The following is a 21,517-nucleotide window of genomic DNA, read 5'->3' on the forward strand; positions in this document are numbered from 1 at the left end:
CCGACCTCGCCGCCTCCCTCAACAACCTCGCCATCTATCTGGCTAGCAACGGACAGCAGCGCGAGGCCCTCCAAACCGCCCAAGAAGCAGTCACTATCCGTAGAAACCTGGCCAAGCACAACCCAGCCGCCCACACCCCCAACCTCGCCACGTCCCTCAACACCTATGCAAACATCCTGGAGCGGAGTGGCAACACTAAGGAGGCCGCCCGCATCCGGCAGGTGCGAGATGAGGTCCTCAAGCGGATGAAGGACCTGGAGGAGGGCGGCGTCTGACGCTCCCCGACGCCGGCATCGCTCCTCTACCACCGAGGAACACGGGGAGGGCCGGCCACCATTGGGTGACCGGCCCTCCCCGGAGTTCTCGCTCAGAGCGTCAGCCCTGGCTCACTTCTCGACCTTCTGGGCGGCGGCGCCGCCAGCGGGGGCGAAGCCCGCGGCCTCGGCGTCCTCGGCACTGGCGAACCAGACCTCGGCGACCGTGGCGTCGTACCAGCGCGAGCCGGGAACGTGGTACTTCATGGAGTCCTCGTTGCCCTTGACCAGGTGGTCGTCGTCGGGAGCGTCCGTGGCGCCCTCCTCGAGGCGAACCGCGCCGGCGTACTCGGCCTTGTCAGCCTTCTCCGCCTTGTCGGCCTTCTCCTCAGCCTTCTCGGTCGTGGCCTTCTCGGCCTTGTCCTCGTCGGCGACGGCCTTCTGGGCGGCCTTCTTGGCGGTGGCGACCGCGTCCTCCACGATCTCCTTGCGGGCAACCGGCTCCAGCACCAGGGAGATGACCGCCATGGGGGCGTTGTCACCCTTGCGGGGGGTCGTCTTGATGATGCGGGTGTAACCGCCCTCGCGGCCCTCGAACTTGGGGGCGAGCTCCTCGAAGAGGCGGTAGACGGCGTACTTGTCCGTCACCTTCTTCAGCACGGTGCGGCGGGCGTGCAGGTCGCCGCGCTTGCCCTTGGTGATGAGCTTCTCGACGTAGGGACGCAGGCGACGGGCGCGAGCCTCCGTGGTCTTGATCGACTCGTGAACGATGAGCTGCGTGGCCAGGTTGGCGAGCAGGTGACGCTCGTGCTGGGCGCTGCCGCCCAGACGGGGACCCTTAGTGGGGCGAGGCATGGTTGTCTCCTAGGTGAATAACGAGCCGGCTCAGGCCTGGGTCTCGTCGCTGAAAGTGGGGTTGGCGTAGTCGTCGTCCGAGACGTAGTCGACCGGGGAGCCCTTGAGGGAGAGTCCCAGCTCGGCCAGCTTGTCCTTGATCTCGGAGATGGACTTGGCGCCGAAGTTACGGATGTCGAGCAGGTCGGCCTCGCTGCGCGAGACGAGCTCACCGACGGTGTGGATGCCCTCGCGCTTGAGAGCGTTGGAGGAGCGGGCCTGCAGGTCGAGCTCGTCGATCATGAGGGCCAGGTCCTGCTGGAAGGCCTCGTCGATCGGCGAGGGGCCGACCTCGATGCCCTCGGCCTCGACGTTGAGCTCACGGGCCAGGCCGAAGAGCTCCACGAGCGTCTTACCGGCGGAGGCCAGGGCGTCACGCGGGGTGATGGAGGACTTGGTCTCAACGTCGACGATGAGACGGTCGAAGTCGGTGCGCTGCTCCACACGGGTGGCCTCGACGGAGTAGGAGACCTTCTTGACCGGCGAGTAGATCGAGTCCACCGGGATGCGGGAGATCTCCGCGTTGGGGTCCTTGTTCTGGTTGGCGGAGACGTAGCCGCGGCCGCGCTCGACCGTCAGCTCGATCTCCAGCTTGCCCTTCTCGTTGAGAGTGGCGATGACCAGCTCGGGGTTGTGGATCTCGACGCCGGCCGGCGGGGTGATGTCACCGGCGGTGACCTCGCTCGGACCGGACTTGCGCAGGTACATGACGACCGGCTCGTCGTTCTCCGAGGACAGGACGATCTCCTTGATGTTGAGGATGATCTGGGCGACATCCTCCTTGACCCCGGGGATCGTGCGGAACTCGTGGGGCACCCCGTCGATGCGGACGCTGGTCACGGCCGCCCCCGGGATGGAGGACAGCAGCGTGCGGCGCAGGGAGTTGCCGAGCGTGTAGCCGAAGCCGGGCTCGAGGGGCTCGAGCACGAAGCGCGAGCGGCGGTCCTCGACCAAGACCTCCTCGGTGAGCGTGGGTCGCTGTGCAATGAGCACGTGGTTTCCTTTCGTCGCGGCGCCCGCTATATGACGCCGTTCCTCATGGGTGGAGCCGCCGGCCCGACCGGGCCGGCCCTACTCCGCGTCCCGCCGTTGGGGCGGAACGTGGTGAGACGACGACGCAGCACCGGCTGCGCCGTCGTCCCGTGAAGCTCAGACGCGACGGCGCTTGGGCGGGCGGCAGCCGTTGAAGGCCTGGGGGGTGACGTCAGTGATCGAGCCGACCTCGAGGCCGGCGGCCTGGAGGGAGCGGATCGCGGTCTCGCGGCCGGAGCCGGGACCCTTGACGAAGACGTCAACCTTCTTCATGCCGTGCTCCTGGGCGCGCCGGGCGGCGGCCTCGGCGGCGAGCTGGGCGGCGTAGGGCGTCGACTTGCGCGAGCCCTTGAAGCCGACCTGGCCGGAGGAGCACCAGGCGATGACGGCGCCCTGCGGGTCCGTCAGCGAGACGATGGTGTTGTTGAAGGTGGACTTGATGTAGGCGTGACCGTGGGTAACGTTCTTGCGGTCCTTGCGGCGCGTCTTGCGCGCGGCGGCGCGGGTCTTGGGAGGCATTCTTCCTTCTTCGTGATGAGGTCGTCACTGCGCTCTCCGCTGGGCGGGGCGCGAGCTGCTGCTTACTTGGCCTTCTTCTTACCGGCCACGGTGCGCTTGGGGCCCTTGCGGGTACGCGCGTTGGTCTTGGTGCGCTGACCGTGCACCGGCAGGTGGCGGCGGTGGCGCAGGCCCTGGTAGCAGCCGATCTCGATCTTGCGGCGGATGTCCGCCTGGACCTCACGGCGCAGGTCACCCTCAACCTGGTAGTTGCCGTCGATGTGGGTGCGGAGCTTGACCAGCTCCTCCTCGGTGAGGTCCTTGACGCGGGTGTCGGGGTTGACGCCCGTCGCCTTCAGGGTCTCGTCCGCGCGGGTGCGTCCGATCCCGAAGATGTAGGTGAGTGCGATCTCGACTCGCTTCTCGCGAGGCAGGTCGACACCGGAAATGCGTGCCACGGTGTGGTTCTCCTGTGTGCTCCCGGAGGTCGTCACCCATCTCCCCCACCTCGCATGGTGGCCCCGGCCTCCGAGAACCGGGGGTTGCGGACCCGCGGTGCGGGTGCGCTGGGATGGGTGCTGGAAAGGGCCGTCCAGGTCTCTGGGCGGCCCGGCGCCGGGGACTCAGCCCTGACGCTGCTTGTGCCGCGGGTTCTCGCAGATGACCATGACGCGGCCGTGGCGACGAATCACCTTGCAGCTGTCACAGATCTTCTTGACGCTCGGCTTGACCTTCATGATGTTCCTCCGCCGGCTCTGGGAGCCGACATGTCACTTGTACCGGTAGACGATTCGGCCACGGGACAGGTCGTAGGGGCTCAGCTCCACGACCACCCGGTCCTCGGGGAGGATGCGGATGTAGTGCTGCCGCATCTTTCCGGAGATGTGCGCGAGCACGACGTGCCCGTTGCTCAGCTCCACCCGGAACATCGCGTTCGGAAGGGCCTCGACGACCGATCCCTCGACCTCGATGACTCCGTCCTTCTTAGCCATGTTCCTCCATCGGTGCTTTCTCGCTCGAGTTCACCCCGACGACGTCGCCGCCGGGCAGCCGCGGTCGCCGTTGCAGAGGCCCTACCACAGGCAATCCCCTGTGACCAGGGTCTTGAATGCGACATGAGGGCATGCGTCATCGACGGACGCGCGTCCAGCGGATAACTTTACGGCAGACGGCCTGGGCTCCACCATGCCAGATGGCGCGATCACGCGGTGTTTCCTGACACACCGCAGGCACGTGTGTCGTCGAGGACGCGCCCACGCCCTTGACGGCGCACGCCCCGGTCACAGTCCGTGAGGCCTGAGGTGTGTCCTCGACCTCTGGGCGCCCTGAACCCGACGGGCCCTCGCAACCGCTCCCGGCTCAGCGTCTCAGCCCAGTGCCTTGGGCTCGATGCCGTACGGGGCCAGGCCCTCGGCTCCGCCGTCGGGCGCGGTAAGGACCCACACGCCGCCGGGGACGATGGCCACGGTGTGCTCCCACTGGGCGGCGTGGGAGCCGTCCTGGGTGACGACTGTCCAGCCGTCGTCGAGCTCGCGTGTGGCCGGGCTGCCGGCGGTGAGCATGGGCTCGATGGCCAGCACCATGCCGGGGCGCAGGCGGGGACCGCGCCGCTTGACGGAGTAGTTGAGGACGTCGGGGGCCATGTGCATGCTCGTGCCGATGCCGTGGCCGACGTACTCCTGGAGGATGCCCAGTTCGTGGCCCTCCCGCGCGGCCACGTCCGCGACAATGGCCTCGACGGCGTCGCCGATCGCGTTGAGGCGCAGCTCGCGTCCGCTCCCCTCCCCCGCTGCGGCGCGGGCGACGGCGGCGATGGCCTCCCACAGGGCCCGCCGGGTGGTGGTGTCCACGAGCCGGTCGGTCTCGCTCAGGTACGTCCCGCCGACGACGGCGGTGAAGGCGGCGTCGCCGTGCCACTGGGTGCCGTTGTCGTCGATGATGTAGGCGCCGCAGTCGAAGGTGACTAGGTCCCCGTCCTTCAGGACCCGCTCGCCGGGGATGCCGTGGACGACCTCATCGTTGACCGAGATGCACACGGTGGCCGGGTAGTCGTAGTAGCCCAGGAAGTTCGAGCGGGCACCGGCGGCCTCGATGACGCCGGCCGAGACGGCGTCGAGCTCGGCGGTGGTGATCCCAGCGCGCACCGCCTTGCGCAGGGCCGCGTGGATGTCGGCGACGACGAGCCCGGCCCGGCGCATGAGACGGACCTGCTCAGGCGTCTTGATCTGGATCTGTTCGCGTGAGAGCACGGGTGCCTCCTGTGGTCGTGTGGAGCGGGGTGGGCCTGGGCGTTCCGACGAGCGCCCCGTCAGGTACGGGGACGGGCCGGAGCATGCGCAGGCGGGTCGTCCGCGTGAGCAGACGACCCGCCGGTGTGGTTGGGCTTCAGGAGCCTGTGATGCCGCGGGAGGCGAGGGCTTCCATGATGCGGCCGGTGACGACGTCGATCTCGCCCATGCCGTCGACCTGGACGAGCAGGTCGCGCTCGGCGTAGAGGTCGGCCAGCGGGGCCGTGGACTCGGCGTAGACCTCGAGGCGGCGGCGGATGACGGGCTCGGTGTCGTCAGCGCGCCCCTGCTCGCCGGCCCGCTTGAGCAGGCGGGCGATGACGGCCTCGGCGTCGGCGGTGATCTCGACAACGACGTCGAGTGCCAGGCCCGAGTCCTTCAGCATGGAGTCGAGCTCGCCGACCTGCGCGGTGGTGCGCGGGTAGCCGTCCAGGAGGAATCCGGCCTCGCAGTCGGCCTGGGCGATGCGGTCGGCGACCATGGCGTTGGTGATGGAGTCGGGCACGTACTCGCCCTTGTCCATGTAGGCCTTGGCCTGGGTGCCGAGCTCGGTGGCGCCGGCGACGTTGGCTCGGAAGATGTCTCCGGTGGAGATGGCCGGGATGCCCAGGCACTCGGCGATCCGGGCGGCCTGGGTGCCCTTGCCCGCTCCAGGGGGACCGAGAAGAACCATGCGTGCGCTCATGACAAGAACCCTTCGTAGTGACGCTGCTGCAGCTGGGAGTTGACTTCCTTGACGGTCTGGAGGCCCACGCCCACCATGATGAGGATAGTGGTTCCACCGAAGGGCAGGTGCTGAGCCAGGTCCAGCCAGATGACCGCGAGCGTCGGGATGAGGGCGAGGACCACCAGGTAGATGGAGCCCGCCGTCGTGATGCGGTTGATGACGTAGGACAGGTAGCGCACGGTGGGCTCGCCGGCGCGGATACCGGGGATGAAGCCGCCGTAACGCTTCATGTTGTCCGCGATCTCCTCGGCGTCGAAGGTGATGGCCGTGTAGAAGAAGGCGAAGAACAGGATGAGAACGCCATAGGCGGTCAGGTAGATCGGGTGCGTCTGCTGCAGGTTCGTCATGATCCACTGCACCCACTTGCTCGTTTGATTACCGAAGCCGGCGATGAGCTGGGGCATGGCCAGGATCGAGGAGGCGAAGATGACGGGGATGACGCCGGCCGTGTTGATCTTGACCGGGATGTAGGTGGTGGATCCGCCGTACTGGCGGCGCCCGATCATCCGCTTGGCGTACTGCACGGGGATGCGCCGCTGAGCCTGCTCGATGTAGACGACCGCGAGGGTGGCCACGAGGACGACGGCCACGATGATGGCGAAGTTGGTCGCCCCGTTGTTGCCTCCGGCGATGGAGAACATGTTGGAGGGGAACTGGGCCACGATGGAGGTGAAGATGAGCAGCGACATGCCGTTGCCGATGCCGCGCTCGGTGATGAGCTCGCCCAGCCACATGATGAGGCCGGTGCCGGCGGTCATGGTGATGATGATGAGCAGCAGGTTGATGACTGAGCCGTCGGGCAGGACCGGCTTGTTGCAGGTCGGGAAGAGCTTGCCGCTCCTGGCGGTGGCCACAATGGTGCTGGACTGGAGCAGTCCCAGGCCGATGGTGAGGTAGCGGGTGTACTCGGTGAGCTTGGCAGTGCCGGCCTGCCCCTCCTTGTGGAGCTCCTCGAAGCGGGGGATGACGACCCGCAGGAGCTGGATGATGATGGAGGCGGTGATGTAGGGCATGATGCCCAGCGCGAAGACGCTCAGCTGAAGCAGCGCACCACCGGAGAAGACGTTGACAAGGCTGAGAAGGTTCTGATCCTCGGCAGCAGCGATGCATTGCTTGGCGTTGGCCAGGTTGACGCCTGGGGCCGGCAGGATCGACCCGAGCCGGAACAGGGCCATGATGCCGAGGGTGAAGAGCAGCTTCGCCCTGAGGTCTGGCGTTCTGAACGCCTGAGTGAACGCGCTGAGCACTCGAACTCCTGTGGACTCGGGGGTGGGTTCGGCCTTGCGGGCAGCAAGGCGGAGCGCAGGGGAACTGCGCCCGGCCCAGACTACCCCGCCCAGCTCGCCACCTGGGCGCCGAGACGGGGTTGCAACGTCGATGAGGTGCGGGTTTTCTCACGTCTCGTCCCGGTGAGGTAGTGCGGGGTGATCCAAGGCACCTCACCGTCGGTGCGCAGTGGTCGTTTCGGTGTTCGACGTCGGGGCACGACAGACCCCGGCGGCCCAGGTTTCCCTGGACCGCCGGGGTCTGTGTTCTCGCGATTCGTCAGGGCCGCCCCGTCAGGGAGTCACTCCCCTGCCGGACACGGCCTGACCGGCGTTCAGCGCGTGGCGATGGTGCCGCCGGCGGCCTCGATCTTCTCCTTGGCGGAGCCGGACCAGGCGTCGACCGTGAGCGTCAGGGCCACGGTGACGTCGCCGCCGCCGAGAACCTTGACGAGCTGGTTCTTGCGAACCGCACCCTTGGCGACGAGATCCTCCACGGTCACCGTGCCGCCCTCGGGGAACAGCTCGGCGATGCGGCCGACGTTCACGGGCTGGAACTCGACCCGGTTGGGGTTGCGGAAGCCGCGCAGCTTGGGCAGACGCATGTGCAGCGGCATCTGGCCACCCTCGAAACCAGGACGGACCTGGTAACGAGCCTTGGTGCCCTTGGTACCGCGACCGGCGGTCTTACCCTTGGACGCCTCACCACGACCCACGCGGGTCTTGGCCTTCTTGGCGCCGGGGGCGGGACGCAGGTGGTGCAGCTTGACGACGCGCACCTTCTCCTCCTGCGTGTTCTCGGTGTCAGCCATCTCAGACCTCCTCAACGGTGACCAGGTGGTGCACCGTGGCAATCAGGCCGCGCACGCTGGGGCTGTCCTCGCGCACGACGGACTGGCGGATCTTGCGCAGACCCAGGGTCTTGAGGGACTCGCGCTGGCGGTGGGTGCCCCCGATGCCAGAGCGGACCTGAGTGACCTTGAGCTGCTTGGTCATCTGCTTCGATGCGGACTCAGCCATCACGCACCCACTCCTTCAGCGGCCTTCTCGGCCTCCTGCTTCTCGGCCTGAGCGCGCTTGTCGGCCTCGCCCTCGGCGCGGGCCCGCAGCATGGACTGCGGGGCGACGTCCTCCAGGGGCAGGCCACGGCGGGCCGCGACGGCCTCGGGCTGCTCAAGCTGCTTGAGGGCGTCCACCGTGGCGTGCACGATGTTGATCGCGTTGGAGGAGCCCAGCGACTTGGACAGGATGTCGTGGACGCCGGCGCAGTCCAGCACGGCGCGCACCGGGCCACCGGCGATAACACCGGTACCGGGGGACGCCGGGCGCAGGAGAACGACTCCGGCGGAGTCCTCACCCTGGACCAGGTGCGGGATGGTGCGGCGGATCATCGGGACGTGGAAGAAGTTCTTCTTCGCGATCTCGACGGCCTTGGCGATGGCGGCGGGAACTTCCTTCGCCTTGCCGTAGCCCACGCCGACGGTGCCCTCGCCGTCACCGACGACCACGAGAGCCGTGAAGGTGAAGCGGCGGCCGCCCTTGACGACCTTGGACACGCGGTTGATGGTGACGACGCGCTCGATGTACTTGTCGTCGTTGCCGCGACCACGGTCGCGGCGGTCGTTGTTGCGGTCGCGGCGGCCGCGGCCCTCGCCCCGGCGCTCGTCGTTCTCGCGCTGGGCCGAGCCGTCGGACGACGCGGACCTGTCTCGCTGCGGTGCAGCCATCAGATGTTCCTCTGCTTTCTCGTCGTCTTAGTGCTCACAGCTTCAGGCCGCCCTCGCGGGCGCCCTCGGCGACGGCCGCGACACGGCCGTGGTACTTGTTGCCACCGCGGTCGAACACGACTGCCTCGATGCCCAGCGCCTTGGCACGCTCGGCGATGAGCTCGCCGACCTTGTGGGCGGCGCCCACCTTGTGGCCCTCGACGCCCTTGGCGGCCTCCTCCAGGGTGGAGGCGGCGCACAGGGTGTGACCGATGGTGTCGTCCACGACCTGAGCCACCATGTGGCGGTTGGAGCGGGTGACCACCAGGCGGGGACGCTCGGGCGTGCCGGAAATGTGCTTGCGCACGCGCTGGTGACGGATCTTGCGGGCGATGGCGCGGGGGTTGCCCTTGCCCCTCTTGATCGAGTAAGCCATGGTCACTTACCAGCCTTTCCGACCTTGCGGCGCACGTTCTCGCCGGCGTAGCGCACGCCCTTGCCCTTGTAGGGCTCCGGCGGACGGATCTTGCGGATGTTCGCCGCGACCTCGCCGACCTGCTCCTTGGAGATACCGGAGACGGTGATCTTCAGGTTGCCGTCGACCGTGAAGGTGATGCCCTCGGGGGGCTCGACGGTCACGGTGTGGGAGAAGCCGAGGGAGAGCTCGATGCCCTGACCCTTGGCGGCGACGCGGTAACCGGTGCCGACGATCTCGAGCTGCTTGCTGTAGCCCTCGGTGACGCCGATCACCATGTTGTTGATGAGGGTGCGCGACAGTCCGTGCAGCGAGCGCGAGCGGCGCTCGTCGTCGGGGCGCGTGACCAGGATGGAGCCGTCCTCCTGGCGGGTGACGCTCAGGGGCTCGCTGATCGTGCGGGACAGGGTGCCCTTGGGGCCCTTGACCGTCACGTCCTGGCCGTCGATGGTGACGTCCACTCCGGCAGGGACCGGAACGGGGAGCCGTCCAATACGAGACATGGTTTTCCTCCGTTCCTTCTCTTACCAGACGTAGGCGAGGACTTCGCCGCCCACGCCACGCGACTCGGCCTGCTTGTCGGTCAGGAGGCCGGAGGAGGTGGACAGGATCGCCACTCCCAGGCCGCCGAGGACCTTGGGCAGGTTGGTGGACTTGGCGTAGACGCGCAGGCCGGGCTTGGAGATCCGGCGCAGGCCCTGGATGGCCCGCTGACGGTTGGCTCCGTACTTGAGGCTCAGCGTGAGCGTCTTGCCGACCTCGGCGTCCGTGACCTCGTAGCCGGCGATGTAGCCCTCGGACTTGAGCATCTCAGCGATGTTCACCTTGAGCTTGCTCGACGGCATCGACACGGTGTCGTGGTAGGCGCTGTTTGCGTTGCGCAGACGGGTCAGCATGTCTGCGATGGGGTCTGTCATTGTCATGAGTGGGCCTTGGCCCTTCCTCGTCGTGGTTTCCTCAGCGGACCTGCGACGTAAGTTCTTACCAGCTGGACTTGCTCACGCCCGGGAGCTCGCCGCGAAGGGCCATCTCACGCAGGCAGATACGGCACAGGCCGAACTTGCGGTAGACCGAGTGCGGGCGGCCGCAGCGCTGGCAGCGCGTGTAGGCACGGACACCGAACTTGGGCTTGCGGTTCGCCTTCTCAATCAGTGCGGTCTTCGCCATCTCACTTCTCCTTGAAGGGGAAGCCGAGCTGCTTGAGCAGCGAACGGGCCTCCTCGTCGGTCTTAGCCGTGGTCACCACGGTGATGTCCATGCCGCGGACGCGGTCGATCTGGTCCTGGTCGATCTCGTGGAAGACAGCCTGCTCGGTCAGACCGAAGGTGTAGTTGCCGTTCCCGTCGAACTGCTTGGGGCTCAGACCGCGGAAGTCGCGGATACGGGGCAGGGAGATCGAGACCAGACGGTCCAGGAACTCCCACATGCGGTCGCCGCGCAGCGTGGAGTGCGCGCCGATCGGCATGCCCTCGCGCAGCTTGAACTGCGCGATGGACTTGCGGGCCCGGGTGACCTGAGGCTTCTGGCCGGTGATGGCAGCGAGGTCGCGCACGGCGCCCTCGATCATCTTGGAGTCGTGGGCGGCCTCGCCCACACCCATGTTGACGACGACCTTGACGACGCGCCCGACCTCCATCACGTTGCCGTGCTGGAACTCCTTGAGCAGGGCGGGGCGCACCTCCTCGGTGTACTTCGTCTTGAGACGGGGGGTGGTCTTCTCAGCCATGGTCACAGGTCCTCCCCGCTCTTCTTGGCGTAACGCACGCGAACGGTGCGCTTGCGGCCGTCGGGACGCACGCCCTCCTCGACACGGAAGCCCACGCGGGTGCGCTTCTTGGTCTTGGGGTCGACGAGCATGACGTTGGAGGCGTGGATGGGTGCCTCAACGGTCTCGATGCCGCCGGTGCGGGCGCCCTGCTGGGACTGCCCCACCTTGGTGTGCTTGGTTACGCGCTGGACGCCCTCGACGATGACACGGTCAGTGCCCTTGAGGACCTCCAGAACGCGGCCGGTCTTGCCCTTGTCCTTACCGGCGATGACGATGACCTGGTCGCCCTTCTTAATGCGTGCCATGTTCAGATCACCTCCGGGGCGAGCGAGACGATGCGCATGAACTTCTTCTCGCGAAGCTCACGGCCGACGGGGCCGAAGATGCGCGTACCGCGCGGCTCCCCATCGTTCTTGAGGATGACGGCGGCGTTCTCGTCGAAGCGGATGTATGAGCCGTCGGGACGACGACGCTCCTTGCGGGCACGCACGACGACGGCCTTGACGACCTCGCCCTTCTTCACGTTGCCGCCGGGAATGGCGTCCTTGACGGTGGCGACGATCGTGTCGCCGATACCCGCATAGCGCCGACCCGATCCACCGAGAACACGGATGCAAAGGATCTCCTTGGCACCGGTGTTGTCGGCGACCTTCAGTCGCGACTCCTGCTGGATCATTGAGTGTTCTCCTGTCGTCGAGCCGGTTCTCAGGAAGCTCCTGAGCCTGGCCGAACGTTCTTCTGGTCTTGCACACGTCTCCCCCGGCCGCAGGCCGCACGAGGCCGACCCAGGGATAGGGGATGCCCGCGGTACGCTCTCCCGACAGACACAGGCGCAGACTGCACGAGGTCTCTGCCGGGCGCACCGAGGGCGCGCGCAACTCCATTAGCCTAGTCCAGCCGCCGTATCACGCGGAACCTGAGATGACCACCAGGGCCTGTGCCTTTGCTCACCGGCTTTTCCCGGACTTCCTGCTCCGACGTCCCGAGGCACGCCGCCGGCCCCTGTTCGACGACGTACCTGCCGGCCGAGGACTGCGTTGTCCTCCAGACGACTGGGGGCGCGACCGTCGTCCTTTGGAGGTCAAGGACGTCCCCGTCGGAAAGCGCAGTCCCCGATCCGCCTGACTGTCATCGGAGATCCGCCGCCGGCTCCGGTCAGGAGCGACCTGCACCGGGTTCGCTTACCGCGGTATGCGCCCGACGACGTCGCCACCTGGGCACTCCATCGAGCGACTGCCCACCCTGGGTCCGGGTCCGTCACTCCACGAGTGCTGAGACCACACTGGCCATGGGTTGTCCGCGTGTCCTTGTCTCCTCGCTTCTGAGAAACGGGAGTGTCACAGCCTTTGAGACAGTCGCTCGGGCGTGGTTCCGGGATGGGGCTGGTACTTCCGGACGTGATGGTGGGCCGATGGAGGCCACCTGGCGGACCGGCGGTGTCCATGGTGCTGACATCAACCCTGCATCGGCGCTGCACGCCGGGAAGAAACCGCAGCATTCCAACGATCCTCGCTGGGCGCGCTGATGGCGGGATCGTTGATGTCAGCGCTGTGGACACTGGGCTGCCTGCAGCATCGGCTCGGCATCGGAGCCGCACCGCAAGGCTGCATATGTCCCGCGGGGCGGTTGACCGCGAGGACCCGCGGTCAACGACGCCGACGCCGCAGCCTCCCGGGTGGGATGCTGCGGCGTCGGGGGCCGTCTCGACGTCGTCGAGAGCGGCGATCAGCCGAGGGTCACTTGGCGCGCTCGAGGATCTCCAGGAGGCGGAAGTGCTTGGTGGCGCTCAGCGGGCGGGTCTCCATGATGGAGACGAGATCGCCGACACCGGCCTCGTTGTTCTCGTCGTGGACCTTGACCTTCTTGGAGCGACGGAGGACCTTGCCGTACAGGGAGTGCTTGTAGCGCTCCTCGACGAGGACGACAACCGTCTTGTCCATCTTGTCGGAGACGACGTAGCCACGACGCACCTTGCGCTGAGGGCGCTCGGTGGACTGCTCGACGTTCTCGGTGCTGGTCTGCTCGCTCACTTGGACTCCTCCGTGCTCGGGGCGGTGCGAATACCGAGCTCACGCTCGCGCACGATCGTGTAGATACGGGCGATGTCGCGACGCACAGCCTTGAGACGTCCGTGGTCCTCGAGCTGGCCGGTCGCCGAGGCGAACCGGAGGTTGAACAGCTCGGCCTTGGCCTTGGAGAGCTCCTCGGAGAGGCGCTCGTTGTCCATGCCGTCGAGGTCGGCGGGGGTCAGGCCCTTGGAACCGATTGCCATCAGACGTCACCACCCTCACGAGTCACGAAACGGGTCTTCATCGGAAGCTTGTGCTGTGCGCGGCGCATGGCCTCGCGGGCGAGGGCCTCGTCGACACCGCCGAGCTCGAACAGGATGCGTCCGGGCTTGACGTTGGCGATCCACCACTCGGGTGCACCCTTACCGGAACCCATACGGGTCTCGGCGGGCTTCTTGGTCAGGGGGCGGTCCGGGAAGATGTTGATCCACACCTTGCCGCCACGCTTGATGTGACGGGTCATGGCGATACGGGCCGCCTCGATCTGGCGGTTGGTGATGTAGGCGGGCTCGAGGGCCTGAATGCCGTACTCACCGAAGGCGATCTGGTTGCCGCCCTTGGAAAGGCCCGTGCGGTGCGGGCGGTGCTGCTTGCGGAACTTGGTCCGGCGGGGGATGAGCACGGCTCAGGCCTCCGTTCCCTGGTCTGCGGCAGCGGTCTCGGCGGCCGGCGTCTGCTCGGCGGCCTGCTGCTGCTCGGTGTTCTGACGCGAACCGCGCTCACCGCGGTCGCCACGACGGCCGCCGCGGCGCTCGCCCCGGCCCCGGCCACGGGAGCCGGACTCGGCCTGCTGACGGGCGAACTCACGCTCGGTGATGTCGCCCTTGTAGATCCACACCTTGACGCCGAGGCGGCCGAAGGTGGTCTTGGCCTCGTAGAAGCCGTAGTCGATGTTCGCGCGCAGGGTGTGCAGCGGCACGCGCCCCTCGCGGTAGAACTCGCTGCGGCTCATCTCGGCGCCGCCCAGGCGGCCGGAGCACTGCACCCGGATGCCCTTGGCGCCGGCTCGCATCGCGGACTGCATGCCCTTGCGCATGGCGCGACGGAAGGACACGCGGGAGGCGAGCTGCTCGGCGATGCCCTGGGCGACCAGCTGGGCGTCCAGGTCGGGGCTCTTGACCTCGAGGATGTTGAGCTGGACCTGCTTGCCGGTCAGCTTCTCGAGCTGACCGCGCAGGCGCTCGGCCTCGGCTCCGCGGCGACCGATGACAATGCCGGGACGGGCGGTGTGCAGGTCGACACGCACGCGGTCACGGGTGCGCTCGATGTCGACCTTGGAGATACCTGCCCGCTCCATGCCGTCCTCCATGAGACGGCGGATCTTGACATCCTCCTCCACGAAGTCGCGGTAACGCTGACCGGGCTTGGTGGAGTCGGCGAACCAGCGCGAGCGGTGGTCCGTGGTGATGCCCAGGCGGAACCCGGTCGGGTTGACCTTCTGCCCCATTACCGGGCTCCTTCCTTCGTTGCGGCGTCGGACTTGTCCCCGACGATGACGGTGATGTGGCTGGTCCGCTTGAGGATCCTGCTGGCCCGGCCCTGCGCACGGGGACGGAACCGCTTCAGGGTGGGACCCTCGTCGGCGAACGCCTCGATGATGAACAGGTCGTTCTCGTCGAAACGCTCACCGTCACGCTCAGCCTTGAACCGGGCGTTGGCGATTGCGGACTCGAGGACCTTGCGCACCGGCACCGCAGCGGCCTGCGGGGCGAATCGGAGCACGTTGACGGCCTCGACGGCGCGCTTGCCGCGGACGACGTCCACGACCCGGCGCGCCTTCATCGGCGTGCAGCGCACGTACTTGGCCTGCGCCTTGGCTTCCATGTTCTCTGCCTCTCAAACTTTCCGACGTCCGTCAGCGACGCGACTTGCGGTCGTCCTTGACGTGCCCGCGGAAGGTGCGGGTCGGAGCGAACTCACCGAGCTTGTGGCCCACCATGGACTCGGTAACGAAGACCGGCACGTGCTTGCGACCGTCGTGGACGGCGAAGGTGTGCCCCAGGAAGTCCGGAGTGATGACCGAACGGCGGGACCAGGTCTTAATGACGTTCTTAGTGCCCTTCTCGTTCTGAGCGTCCACCTTCTTGAGGAGGTGGTCGTCGACGAAGGGACCCTTCTTCAGACTACGCGGCATGATTCAGGCTCCTATCAGCGCTTCTTGCCGGTCCGACGACGACGCACGATGAGGCGGTCGCTGGACTTGTTGGGACGGCGGGTGCGGCCCTCGGGCTTGCCCCACGGCGAGACGGGGTGACGACCACCGGAGGTCTTGCCCTCACCACCACCGTGCGGGTGGTCCACCGGGTTCATGACGACACCGCGGACGGTCGGGCGCACGCCCTTCCAGCGCATACGGCCGGCCTTGCCCCAGTTGATGTTGGACTGCTCGGCGTTGCCGACCTCGCCGATGGTGGCGCGGCAGGCGGCCTCCACGTTGCGGATCTCCCCGGAGGGCATGCGCAGCTGCGCGTACTTGCCCTCCTTGGCGACCAGCTGGACGGAGGTGCCGGCGCTGCGAGCGATCTTGGCCCCGCCACCGGGACGCAGCTCGACCGCGTGGACGACCGTACCGGTGGGGATGTGACGCAGCTGCAGGTTGTTGCCGGGCTTGATGTCGGCGCTGGGGCCGGCCTCGACGACGTCGCCCTGACGGAGCTTGTTCGGGGCGATGATGTAGCGCTTCTCACCGTCCATGTAGTGCAGCAGGGCGATGCGCGCGGTGCGGTTGGGGTCGTACTCGATGTGAGCGACCTTGGCGGGCACGCCGTCCTTGTCGTGACGACGGAAGTCGATGAGACGGTAGGCGCGCTTGTGGCCACCACCCTTGTGGCGGGTGGTGATACGGCCGGAGGAGTTACGTCCACCGGACTTGCTCAGCGGGCGCACCAACGACTTCTCGGGCGTGCTGCGCGTGATCTCCACGAAGTCGGCCACGGAGGAGCCGCGACGACCCGGGGTCGTGGGCTTGTACTTACGGATTCCCATATCGATCCTTTACCTTCCGTGGCGCACTAGGCCACATCACCGAAGATGTCGATGGTCCCCTCGCGCAGGGTGACGATCGCACGGCGGGTGTCCTTGGACTTGCCGATCCCGGTGCGGGTGCGGTGCGTCTTGCCCTTGCGGTTGATGGTGTTCACCGAGGAGACCTTGACATCGAAGATGGCCTCGACGGCCTGCTTGATCTCGGTCTTGTTGGATCCCGGCGCCACGATGAACGTGTACTGGCCACGGTCCATGCAGGCGTAGGACTTCTCGGAGACCACCGGCGCGATGATGACGTCGCGGGGGTTCTTGGACTTCTCGAGGCTCACTTGGACTCCTCCTCACCCTTGCCCAGGAACGCGTCCAGGCCAGAGGCCGTGAAGACGACGTCGTCGGACTTGAGGACGTCGTAGGTGTTGAGCTGGTCTGCCCACAGGACGTGCGCCTCGGGGGCGTTGCGCAGGCTGAGCCTGGACAGGTCGTCCTGACGGTCCACGATCACCAGGGCCTTGCGGTCGGTGAGGTTGCGCAGCGCGACCAGGGCGTTCTTGGTGGAGGGCACCGTGGTGGTGACGAACTCGGTGATGACGTGGACGCGGCCGTTGCGGGCGCGGTCGGACAGGGCGCTGCGCAGGGCGGCGGCCTTCATCTTCTTGGGGGTCCGCTGGGTGTAGTCGCGCGGCTGCGGGCCGTGGACGGTGCCACCGCCGACGAACTGCGGGGCGCGGGTCGAGCCCTGGCGGGCGCGGCCGGTGCCCTTCTGGCGGTAGGGCTTGCGGCCACCGCCACGGACGTCGCCGCGGGTCTTGGTGGCGTGGGTGCCCTGGCGGGCCGCGGCCAGCTGGCCGACGACCACCTGGTGCATGAGCGGAATGTTGAGGGGGGCGTCGAAGACCTCGGCGGGCAGCTCGACGCTGCCGGTCTTCTTGCCCGCGGAGTCGACGACGTCGACGGTGAGTGCCTCAGTCATGGTCTCAGGCTCCCTTCACGGCGGTGCGGACGACGACGACCGAGCCCTTGGGGCCGGGGATCGCGCCGTTGACGAGCAGAACGCCCTTGTCAACGTCGACGCCGCGGATCTTGAGGTTCTGGACGGTGCGGCGCGCGTGGCCCATACGGCCGGCCATGCGCAGGCCCTTGAAGATGCGTCCGGGGGTGGCACAGGCACCGATGGAGCCAGGCTTGCGGTGGTTGCGGTGAGCACCGTGGGAGGCACCCACACCGGCGAAGCCGTGGCGCTTCATGACACCGGCGAAACCCTTACCCTTGGAGGTCCCGGTGACGTCGACCAGCTGACCGACCTCGAAGGTGTCGGCGGCCAGCTCCTGGCCGGGGGTGAACTCGGACGCCAGGGAGGTGCGGATCTCCGCCACGTGGCGGCGGGGCTCGACCCCGGCCTTGGCGAAGTGGCCGGCGAGCGGCTTGGTGACCTTGCGGGCGTCGATGTCGCCGAAGGCGAGCTGAACGGCCTCGTAGCCATCGGTCTCGATGGTGCGGACCTGGGTCACGACGTTGGTGTCGACCCGGACGACGGTCACGGGGCGCAGGACCCCGTTCTCGTCCCAGATCTGCGTCATGCCGAGCTTGGTGCCGAGCAGCGCCTTGGCAGGCGCGGCGGCAGCCGGCGTGTTAAGCGTTGTCATGGCAGTCCTCAGAGCTTGATCTCGATGTTGACGTCAGCGGGCAGGTCGAGACGCATGAGCGAGTCGACGGCCTTGGGCGTCGGGTCGACGATGTCGATCAGCCGCTTGTGCGTGCGCATCTCGAAGTGCTCGCGGCTGTCCTTGTACTTGTGCGGCGACCGGATCACGCAGAACACGTTCTTCTCGGTCGGCAGCGGCACCGGGCCCACGACCGTCGCGCCAGCGCGGGTCACGACGTCGACGATCTTGCGCGCCGAGGAATCGATGACCTCGTGGTCGTAGGACTTGAGCCGGATGCGGATCTTCTGTCCCGCCATGGCGCCTAACCTCTCTTGTACTTGCTTCTGGCCGGTCCACGCGCTCGGGCGTGTCGCTTCAGGAAGCACGCCACCCCCGGTGATGGGAGGTGGTGAACCGGTCTGGACACACGGAAACCCGTTCAGGAGGAACGGGTCCGTCAGAATGAATCCCGGGGAGACCCGGGTCGGCACAACCAGGGGCACACACGTGCACGCCCTTGGCCGGCCGGATTACGTTATCAGGGCTCGCACGGGCAGCGGAACCCAGGATGGGGCCTAGAGGCTGTGAGTCCGCCCACTGGCCCCCGCGCTCGGGCGTGTCGCGTCCAGCGCCGGGATCTCCGCGGTGTCGATGAGCTCCTGATCATCCCATCGGCCGGAGGACGCCGACAGTGACGCGATCTCCTCCAGAAGCGCCTGGTTCTCCGCCTCGGAGGGCTCCTGTGGGACCGGCAGGTCGGTGAAACACCTCCGAGGCTCGACACCGGCATCCTCGTCCATCCAGATCTGCATCTGCTCGGCCCAGGTCTGCGGACGCGGCTCCTGCTCCTTGTCGCGCGTCCTGGCCAGGGCGCGCTCCGTGGCCCGCGCCGCCACGTAGCCCGAGCGCCACAGGTACAGCCCGACGATGATGAGCCCCGCCACCAGCGCGACGGCCCACCAGGGGAAGTGCGGGATGTCAGGGCGCTTGCCCGCCGCCGCGACGTCCTTGGATGGGGTCGGGTAGACGCGCTCGCCGGTCAGCAGGATGCGGTGGGTGTTGATGCCCAGGGGCGTGCAGGTCACCAGGGTGAGCAGGTCCTTACCCTCCTCAACGCGCAGGGCCTCGGTCTCCTCTGGCTCCACGACCTTGGTGCTGGTGACCCGATAGGTGAGGACCTCCCCGAAGACCTCGACGATGAGACTGTCACCGCTCTTCACCTTGTCCAGGTGGGTGAACATGGTGGCCTCAGCCAGGCCGCGGTGCCCGGTGATGACCGACCGGGTCCCCTCTCCCCCGACCGGCAGGGAAGTGCCCTCCAGGTGCCCCAGGCCCTTGAGCAGAGTGTCCTCGGCCGTGCCGTGGTAGACGGGCAGGTCCAGGGAGATGGAGGGGATCTTGAGACGGGCCATGAGGCCCTCGTTATTGGCCTTGAGGATATTGGCGTACTTCAGGGAGCTGTCCTTGCTGGAGCCGGCACCGGTGGGTACGTGGTTGTTGGCCTCCAGGACCGCGCCGGCGGAGAGCGCCTCGTTGTACGCGTGGGCCTGGGCGATCTGGGTCTTGGCGTCCGGCCGGGCGCCGTCGACCTGAGCCGAGTAGTCGGCGGTCACCTTCGACTGGTTGTACTGAGCCACCCAGGAGGCCGCCGTCGGATAGGTCAGCAGACCCATGCCCACGACCGCCATGATGGAGGTGACCAGGGCTGAGATCGACAGGCGCCAGGCACGGGGACGGCGGTGCTTCTGGGTGATCGAAGCGCGGGTGCGCGGAGTCCGGGCGGTGCGGGGTTTGCGTGGGTTGCGGGAGATCATGGGGCCTCGTGCGCTTCCAGGGTCGGGTATCCGGGGTGGAGATGGTGCGGGGTTGCACATGACGGTGCAGGCGCTCGACGGATCGAGGATCGCCGAGTGCCTGCACCGTTTCCGCTCAGGCCGAGACCTGACGATCGAGACATGTTCAGAACACGGTCAAGACGCGGTTGAGATGAGGCCTGCACGGTCGTGGCTGCCTGCTGAGGCCCGTGAGCCTCAGCAGGCAGCGATTGTCATCAGGCGGAGAGCTCCGCGTTCCGCTTGCGCTCGCGGTAGCGGGCCACGAGGACGGAGCCGACGGCGATCATCAGCAGGGCCGCGCCGGAGGCGGTCAGGATGAGCATGCCGTTGGCACCGGTCAGGGGCAGACCCGGAACCGTCTGCTTGACGTTGTCGATCACGACCTGCTGCGTCACACCAGCTCCAGGCTCCACGGTGATGGCCCGACTGGCGTTTGCGGGAAGCACGTAGCCGGCAGGAGCCTTGGTCTCCACCAGCACGTAGCAACGGTGGGCCGCATCCACCTGGTTGTCACGACCGGCATCCTGGACGGAGTCGGAGACGAACAGGGCCTTGAAGTTGATAGTGCCGCCCTCACCAGTCGTGAAGGTGTTCTCACCGTTAATGGTGAGGGGCTGCCCATCGGCCTCCGGGGAGCATGTGTCCGCGTAGGCCTCCTTGGCCTTGTAGATCTGGAACTCAGCGCCCTTGAGGCCTTCCTTGTCGCCCGACCGGTCGTTGCCGTCAACCTTCTTGATCGTCAGGTCGCCCCACTTCGAGGTCACCTGTTCGGTCGTCGGAGGGTTGTCGGGGTCGGCGGGAGGCGTCTCAGGTGTCGGGGGCTGCTCGTCGTAGGTCGTGTCGGAGATGAGCTGGGCCGTGTTGTTGATGCTGCCGTCGCCGATTTCGGAGACGACTCCCTCAAAGACCGCCTGAAGCTTCTGACCCGGATTGCCCTTGAGCTTGTTCAGACCATTCTGGGTGAAGGTCACGGTCACGGTCTGCCCGGCGGTGCCCAGGCCGTAGTCGGTGCCCTCATTCAGCCGCGTCTCGCCGAGGGTGACGTCTGTCGCCGTTACCTGCTTCAGACGATTGTCCAGGGTGTCCTTGAACTGGTAGTACTTGTAGTAGGAATTGTCATCCAGCTTCGGCAGCGTCGAGGAGACCGGGAAGCGGACTTTGGACCCGACGACGTAGCCGTTGTTCCTCTGGTCCTCGATGGTCTTGGCGACCTCGATCTTCTCGTTCTTGGGGTAGACGTGGACGTCGTAGAGCCACGTGCCATCCGCCTTCGCGGCAGTGTTCGGGTGAGGAATCGTCACAACGAAAGGCTTGGCCTTCTGGACGATGTTGCCAGGAGTCTTGGTCTCGCACACGAGATAGGCCTTGACCGGCAGGCTCTCGATCTTGGCCTGTCCGTCGCGATCAGTGTCGCCCGAGACCCTGCTCGGGCCGAAGGTGTAGTTGGGGAGCGTCGGCTGCCCAGGGGTGGCGCAGGCGTTGTCAGGGATCGCTCCGGTGTTGGTCAGGGCGTTGACCTTGGTCCATCCCTCTGAGGTCTTCAGGTCGATCCCATTGATCTCGTAGGCCGTGAACTGCACTCCGGAGACCGGTGCACCTTTGCCATCGTCGTTGGAAGCGGTGCCGTCAGGAGCACCGATGGGATTGCCGTCTCCGGTGAGGTGCTTGTGGATGGTGAGGGAGCCTAACGCCTCGGTGTTGATGTCTCCGTGGTTGGCGTTCTCGGCCTGAGCCATGGGGGCCAGACCAAGCACGGCCAGGGTGAGGACACCGGCTGTGGCTGCAGCCCGACGCCCCAGCTTGCTGGCGTTGTACTTCATGGGTTGGGATTTCCTTTCACTGTGCGCCGCCGGGGAAGGCTGCGCATGACAGGGTTAAATCGGGAGCGTGTTCTCCAGCGAGCACGTCCGTCTCGTCCGACGGCACCAACGGAACAACGTTGCAACCGCCTGTTCACAAGCGTTGACACCCACACCTGGGCACCGTCGATAAACTAGCCCAAGAAACCGAGAGAAACCGTGCCGGTAATAGATCTGAAATCGTCCGTTACTGCATTGCGATGCCTTTTATTACGGCGG

33 protein-coding genes are annotated in these 21,517 nt (G+C 67.0%); 1 reads left to right on the forward strand and 32 read right to left on the reverse strand.

Annotation, left to right across the window (positions count from 1 at the left end):
• The coding region (locus RIV12_RS08700) for a tetratricopeptide repeat protein (RefSeq protein ID WP_309323228.1) at positions 1-275 on the forward strand (275 nt) is incomplete at its 5' end.
• A gap of 111 nt (positions 276-386) precedes the next feature.
• On the opposite strand, the gene rplQ is transcribed toward RIV12_RS08700, so the two are convergent.
• The 32 genes from rplQ to RIV12_RS08860 all read right to left on the reverse strand — a co-directional run bounded on the left by rplQ (position 387) and on the right by RIV12_RS08860 (position 21,259).
• Positions 387-1,109 (reverse strand): 50S ribosomal protein L17, sunset domain variant, encoded by a 723-nt coding sequence (gene rplQ, locus RIV12_RS08705; protein WP_075417353.1) that lies wholly within the window; start codon positions 1,107-1,109, stop codon positions 387-389.
• Between the two features lie 30 nt (positions 1,110-1,139).
• On the reverse strand, positions 1,140-2,141 hold the full coding sequence (locus RIV12_RS08710) for a DNA-directed RNA polymerase subunit alpha (RefSeq protein WP_075417354.1): 1,002 nt from the start codon (positions 2,139-2,141) through the stop codon (positions 1,140-1,142).
• A gap of 156 nt (positions 2,142-2,297) precedes the next feature.
• Positions 2,298-2,699, reverse strand: a complete 402-nt coding sequence (gene rpsK / locus RIV12_RS08715) for a 30S ribosomal protein S11 (protein ID WP_003781888.1) — start codon at positions 2,697-2,699, stop codon at positions 2,298-2,300.
• A 62-nt stretch (positions 2,700-2,761) separates the two neighbouring features.
• Positions 2,762-3,136 (reverse strand): 30S ribosomal protein S13, encoded by a 375-nt coding sequence (gene rpsM, locus RIV12_RS08720; protein ID WP_010614542.1) that lies wholly within the window; start codon positions 3,134-3,136, stop codon positions 2,762-2,764.
• A gap of 165 nt (positions 3,137-3,301) precedes the next feature.
• Positions 3,302-3,415 (reverse strand): 50S ribosomal protein L36, encoded by a 114-nt coding sequence (gene rpmJ, locus RIV12_RS08725; protein WP_003781903.1) that lies wholly within the window; start codon positions 3,413-3,415, stop codon positions 3,302-3,304.
• 33 nt (positions 3,416-3,448) lie between these two features.
• Positions 3,449-3,670 (reverse strand): translation initiation factor IF-1, encoded by a 222-nt coding sequence (gene infA, locus RIV12_RS08730; RefSeq protein ID WP_003781847.1) that lies wholly within the window; start codon positions 3,668-3,670, stop codon positions 3,449-3,451.
• A gap of 375 nt (positions 3,671-4,045) precedes the next feature.
• The gene (gene map / locus RIV12_RS08735; protein WP_309323230.1) at positions 4,046-4,927 is read right to left on the reverse strand and encodes a type I methionyl aminopeptidase; all 882 of its coding nucleotides are present in this window, start codon (positions 4,925-4,927) and stop codon (positions 4,046-4,048) included.
• Between the two features lie 136 nt (positions 4,928-5,063).
• The gene (locus tag RIV12_RS08740) at positions 5,064-5,651 is read right to left on the reverse strand and encodes an adenylate kinase (RefSeq protein ID WP_309323232.1); all 588 of its coding nucleotides are present in this window, start codon (positions 5,649-5,651) and stop codon (positions 5,064-5,066) included.
• On the reverse strand, positions 5,648-6,940 hold the full coding sequence (gene secY, locus RIV12_RS08745) for a preprotein translocase subunit SecY (RefSeq protein WP_309323234.1): 1,293 nt from the start codon (positions 6,938-6,940) through the stop codon (positions 5,648-5,650). The genes RIV12_RS08740 and secY overlap by 4 nt, the downstream gene beginning before the upstream one ends.
• 353 nt (positions 6,941-7,293) lie before the next feature.
• Entirely contained in the window at positions 7,294-7,770 is a 477-nt protein-coding gene (gene rplO / locus RIV12_RS08750; RefSeq protein WP_003789315.1) for a 50S ribosomal protein L15, read from the reverse strand.
• A gap of 1 nt (position 7,771) precedes the next feature.
• Positions 7,772-7,978: a 50S ribosomal protein L30 gene (gene rpmD, locus RIV12_RS08755; protein ID WP_009396392.1), complete on the reverse strand. Its 207-nt coding sequence runs from the start codon at positions 7,976-7,978 to the stop codon at positions 7,772-7,774.
• A complete protein-coding gene (rpsE, locus tag RIV12_RS08760; RefSeq protein ID WP_003781868.1) occupies positions 7,978-8,685 on the reverse strand; it encodes a 30S ribosomal protein S5 in 708 nt (235 codons plus the stop codon). Before rpsE ends, rpmD begins: the two co-directional genes overlap by 1 nt.
• A gap of 34 nt (positions 8,686-8,719) precedes the next feature.
• Entirely contained in the window at positions 8,720-9,100 is a 381-nt protein-coding gene (rplR, locus tag RIV12_RS08765) for a 50S ribosomal protein L18 (RefSeq protein WP_003789309.1), read from the reverse strand.
• Positions 9,101-9,102: 2 nt separating this feature from the next.
• Positions 9,103-9,642, reverse strand: coding sequence for a 50S ribosomal protein L6 (gene rplF, locus RIV12_RS08770; protein ID WP_003781878.1), 540 nt, complete (start codon positions 9,640-9,642; stop codon positions 9,103-9,105).
• Between the two features lie 21 nt (positions 9,643-9,663).
• Positions 9,664-10,062, reverse strand: coding sequence for a 30S ribosomal protein S8 (rpsH, locus tag RIV12_RS08775; protein WP_003781870.1), 399 nt, complete (start codon positions 10,060-10,062; stop codon positions 9,664-9,666).
• Between the two features lie 58 nt (positions 10,063-10,120).
• A complete protein-coding gene (locus tag RIV12_RS08780) occupies positions 10,121-10,306 on the reverse strand; it encodes a type Z 30S ribosomal protein S14 (RefSeq protein ID WP_003781856.1) in 186 nt (61 codons plus the stop codon).
• A gap of 1 nt (position 10,307) precedes the next feature.
• Positions 10,308-10,865, reverse strand: coding sequence for a 50S ribosomal protein L5 (rplE, locus tag RIV12_RS08785; protein ID WP_009396382.1), 558 nt, complete (start codon positions 10,863-10,865; stop codon positions 10,308-10,310).
• Between the two features lie 2 nt (positions 10,866-10,867).
• Positions 10,868-11,212 (reverse strand): 50S ribosomal protein L24, encoded by a 345-nt coding sequence (gene rplX, locus RIV12_RS08790; protein ID WP_003781892.1) that lies wholly within the window; start codon positions 11,210-11,212, stop codon positions 10,868-10,870.
• A 2-nt stretch (positions 11,213-11,214) separates the two neighbouring features.
• Complete coding sequence (gene rplN / locus RIV12_RS08795) at positions 11,215-11,583, reverse strand: 50S ribosomal protein L14 (protein WP_003781898.1); 369 nt, start codon at positions 11,581-11,583, stop codon at positions 11,215-11,217.
• A gap of 1,060 nt (positions 11,584-12,643) precedes the next feature.
• Positions 12,644-12,937: a 30S ribosomal protein S17 gene (rpsQ, locus tag RIV12_RS08800; protein WP_003789301.1), complete on the reverse strand. Its 294-nt coding sequence runs from the start codon at positions 12,935-12,937 to the stop codon at positions 12,644-12,646.
• The gene (gene rpmC / locus RIV12_RS08805) at positions 12,934-13,179 is read right to left on the reverse strand and encodes a 50S ribosomal protein L29 (protein WP_009403578.1); all 246 of its coding nucleotides are present in this window, start codon (positions 13,177-13,179) and stop codon (positions 12,934-12,936) included. Before rpmC ends, rpsQ begins: the two co-directional genes overlap by 4 nt.
• Entirely contained in the window at positions 13,179-13,598 is a 420-nt protein-coding gene (gene rplP / locus RIV12_RS08810) for a 50S ribosomal protein L16 (protein ID WP_003781881.1), read from the reverse strand. The genes rpmC and rplP overlap by 1 nt, the downstream gene beginning before the upstream one ends.
• A gap of 3 nt (positions 13,599-13,601) precedes the next feature.
• A complete protein-coding gene (rpsC, locus tag RIV12_RS08815; RefSeq protein WP_003789299.1) occupies positions 13,602-14,423 on the reverse strand; it encodes a 30S ribosomal protein S3 in 822 nt (273 codons plus the stop codon).
• Positions 14,423-14,800: a 50S ribosomal protein L22 gene (gene rplV, locus RIV12_RS08820; protein ID WP_003789298.1), complete on the reverse strand. Its 378-nt coding sequence runs from the start codon at positions 14,798-14,800 to the stop codon at positions 14,423-14,425. Before rplV ends, rpsC begins: the two co-directional genes overlap by 1 nt.
• Positions 14,801-14,831: 31 nt before the next feature.
• Positions 14,832-15,110 carry a 30S ribosomal protein S19 gene (gene rpsS / locus RIV12_RS08825; protein ID WP_003786073.1) on the reverse strand — a complete coding sequence of 93 codons (279 nt, stop codon included), beginning with the start codon at positions 15,108-15,110 and terminating at the stop codon, positions 14,832-14,834.
• 14 nt (positions 15,111-15,124) lie between these two features.
• On the reverse strand, positions 15,125-15,961 hold the full coding sequence (gene rplB / locus RIV12_RS08830) for a 50S ribosomal protein L2 (protein ID WP_009747234.1): 837 nt from the start codon (positions 15,959-15,961) through the stop codon (positions 15,125-15,127).
• A 26-nt stretch (positions 15,962-15,987) separates the two neighbouring features.
• Positions 15,988-16,290: a 50S ribosomal protein L23 gene (gene rplW / locus RIV12_RS08835; RefSeq protein WP_003786064.1), complete on the reverse strand. Its 303-nt coding sequence runs from the start codon at positions 16,288-16,290 to the stop codon at positions 15,988-15,990.
• A complete protein-coding gene (rplD, locus tag RIV12_RS08840; RefSeq protein WP_009403568.1) occupies positions 16,287-16,931 on the reverse strand; it encodes a 50S ribosomal protein L4 in 645 nt (214 codons plus the stop codon). Before rplD ends, rplW begins: the two co-directional genes overlap by 4 nt.
• A gap of 4 nt (positions 16,932-16,935) precedes the next feature.
• Positions 16,936-17,604, reverse strand: a complete 669-nt coding sequence (rplC, locus tag RIV12_RS08845) for a 50S ribosomal protein L3 (RefSeq protein WP_075377473.1) — start codon at positions 17,602-17,604, stop codon at positions 16,936-16,938.
• 8 nt (positions 17,605-17,612) lie between these two features.
• Positions 17,613-17,921 carry a 30S ribosomal protein S10 gene (rpsJ, locus tag RIV12_RS08850; RefSeq protein WP_003786051.1) on the reverse strand — a complete coding sequence of 103 codons (309 nt, stop codon included), beginning with the start codon at positions 17,919-17,921 and terminating at the stop codon, positions 17,613-17,615.
• 258 nt (positions 17,922-18,179) lie between these two features.
• Positions 18,180-19,418 (reverse strand): class C sortase, encoded by a 1,239-nt coding sequence (locus tag RIV12_RS08855; RefSeq protein ID WP_309323236.1) that lies wholly within the window; start codon positions 19,416-19,418, stop codon positions 18,180-18,182.
• A gap of 236 nt (positions 19,419-19,654) precedes the next feature.
• Positions 19,655-21,259 (reverse strand): SpaH/EbpB family LPXTG-anchored major pilin, encoded by a 1,605-nt coding sequence (locus RIV12_RS08860; protein ID WP_309323238.1) that lies wholly within the window; start codon positions 21,257-21,259, stop codon positions 19,655-19,657.
• Between the last annotated feature and the right edge of the window lie 258 nt (positions 21,260-21,517).

Origin of the sequence: Actinomyces stomatis (assembly GCF_031292835.1) — a bacterium.
GTDB classification, from domain to species: Bacteria; Actinomycetota; Actinomycetes; order Actinomycetales; family Actinomycetaceae; genus Actinomyces; species Actinomyces stomatis.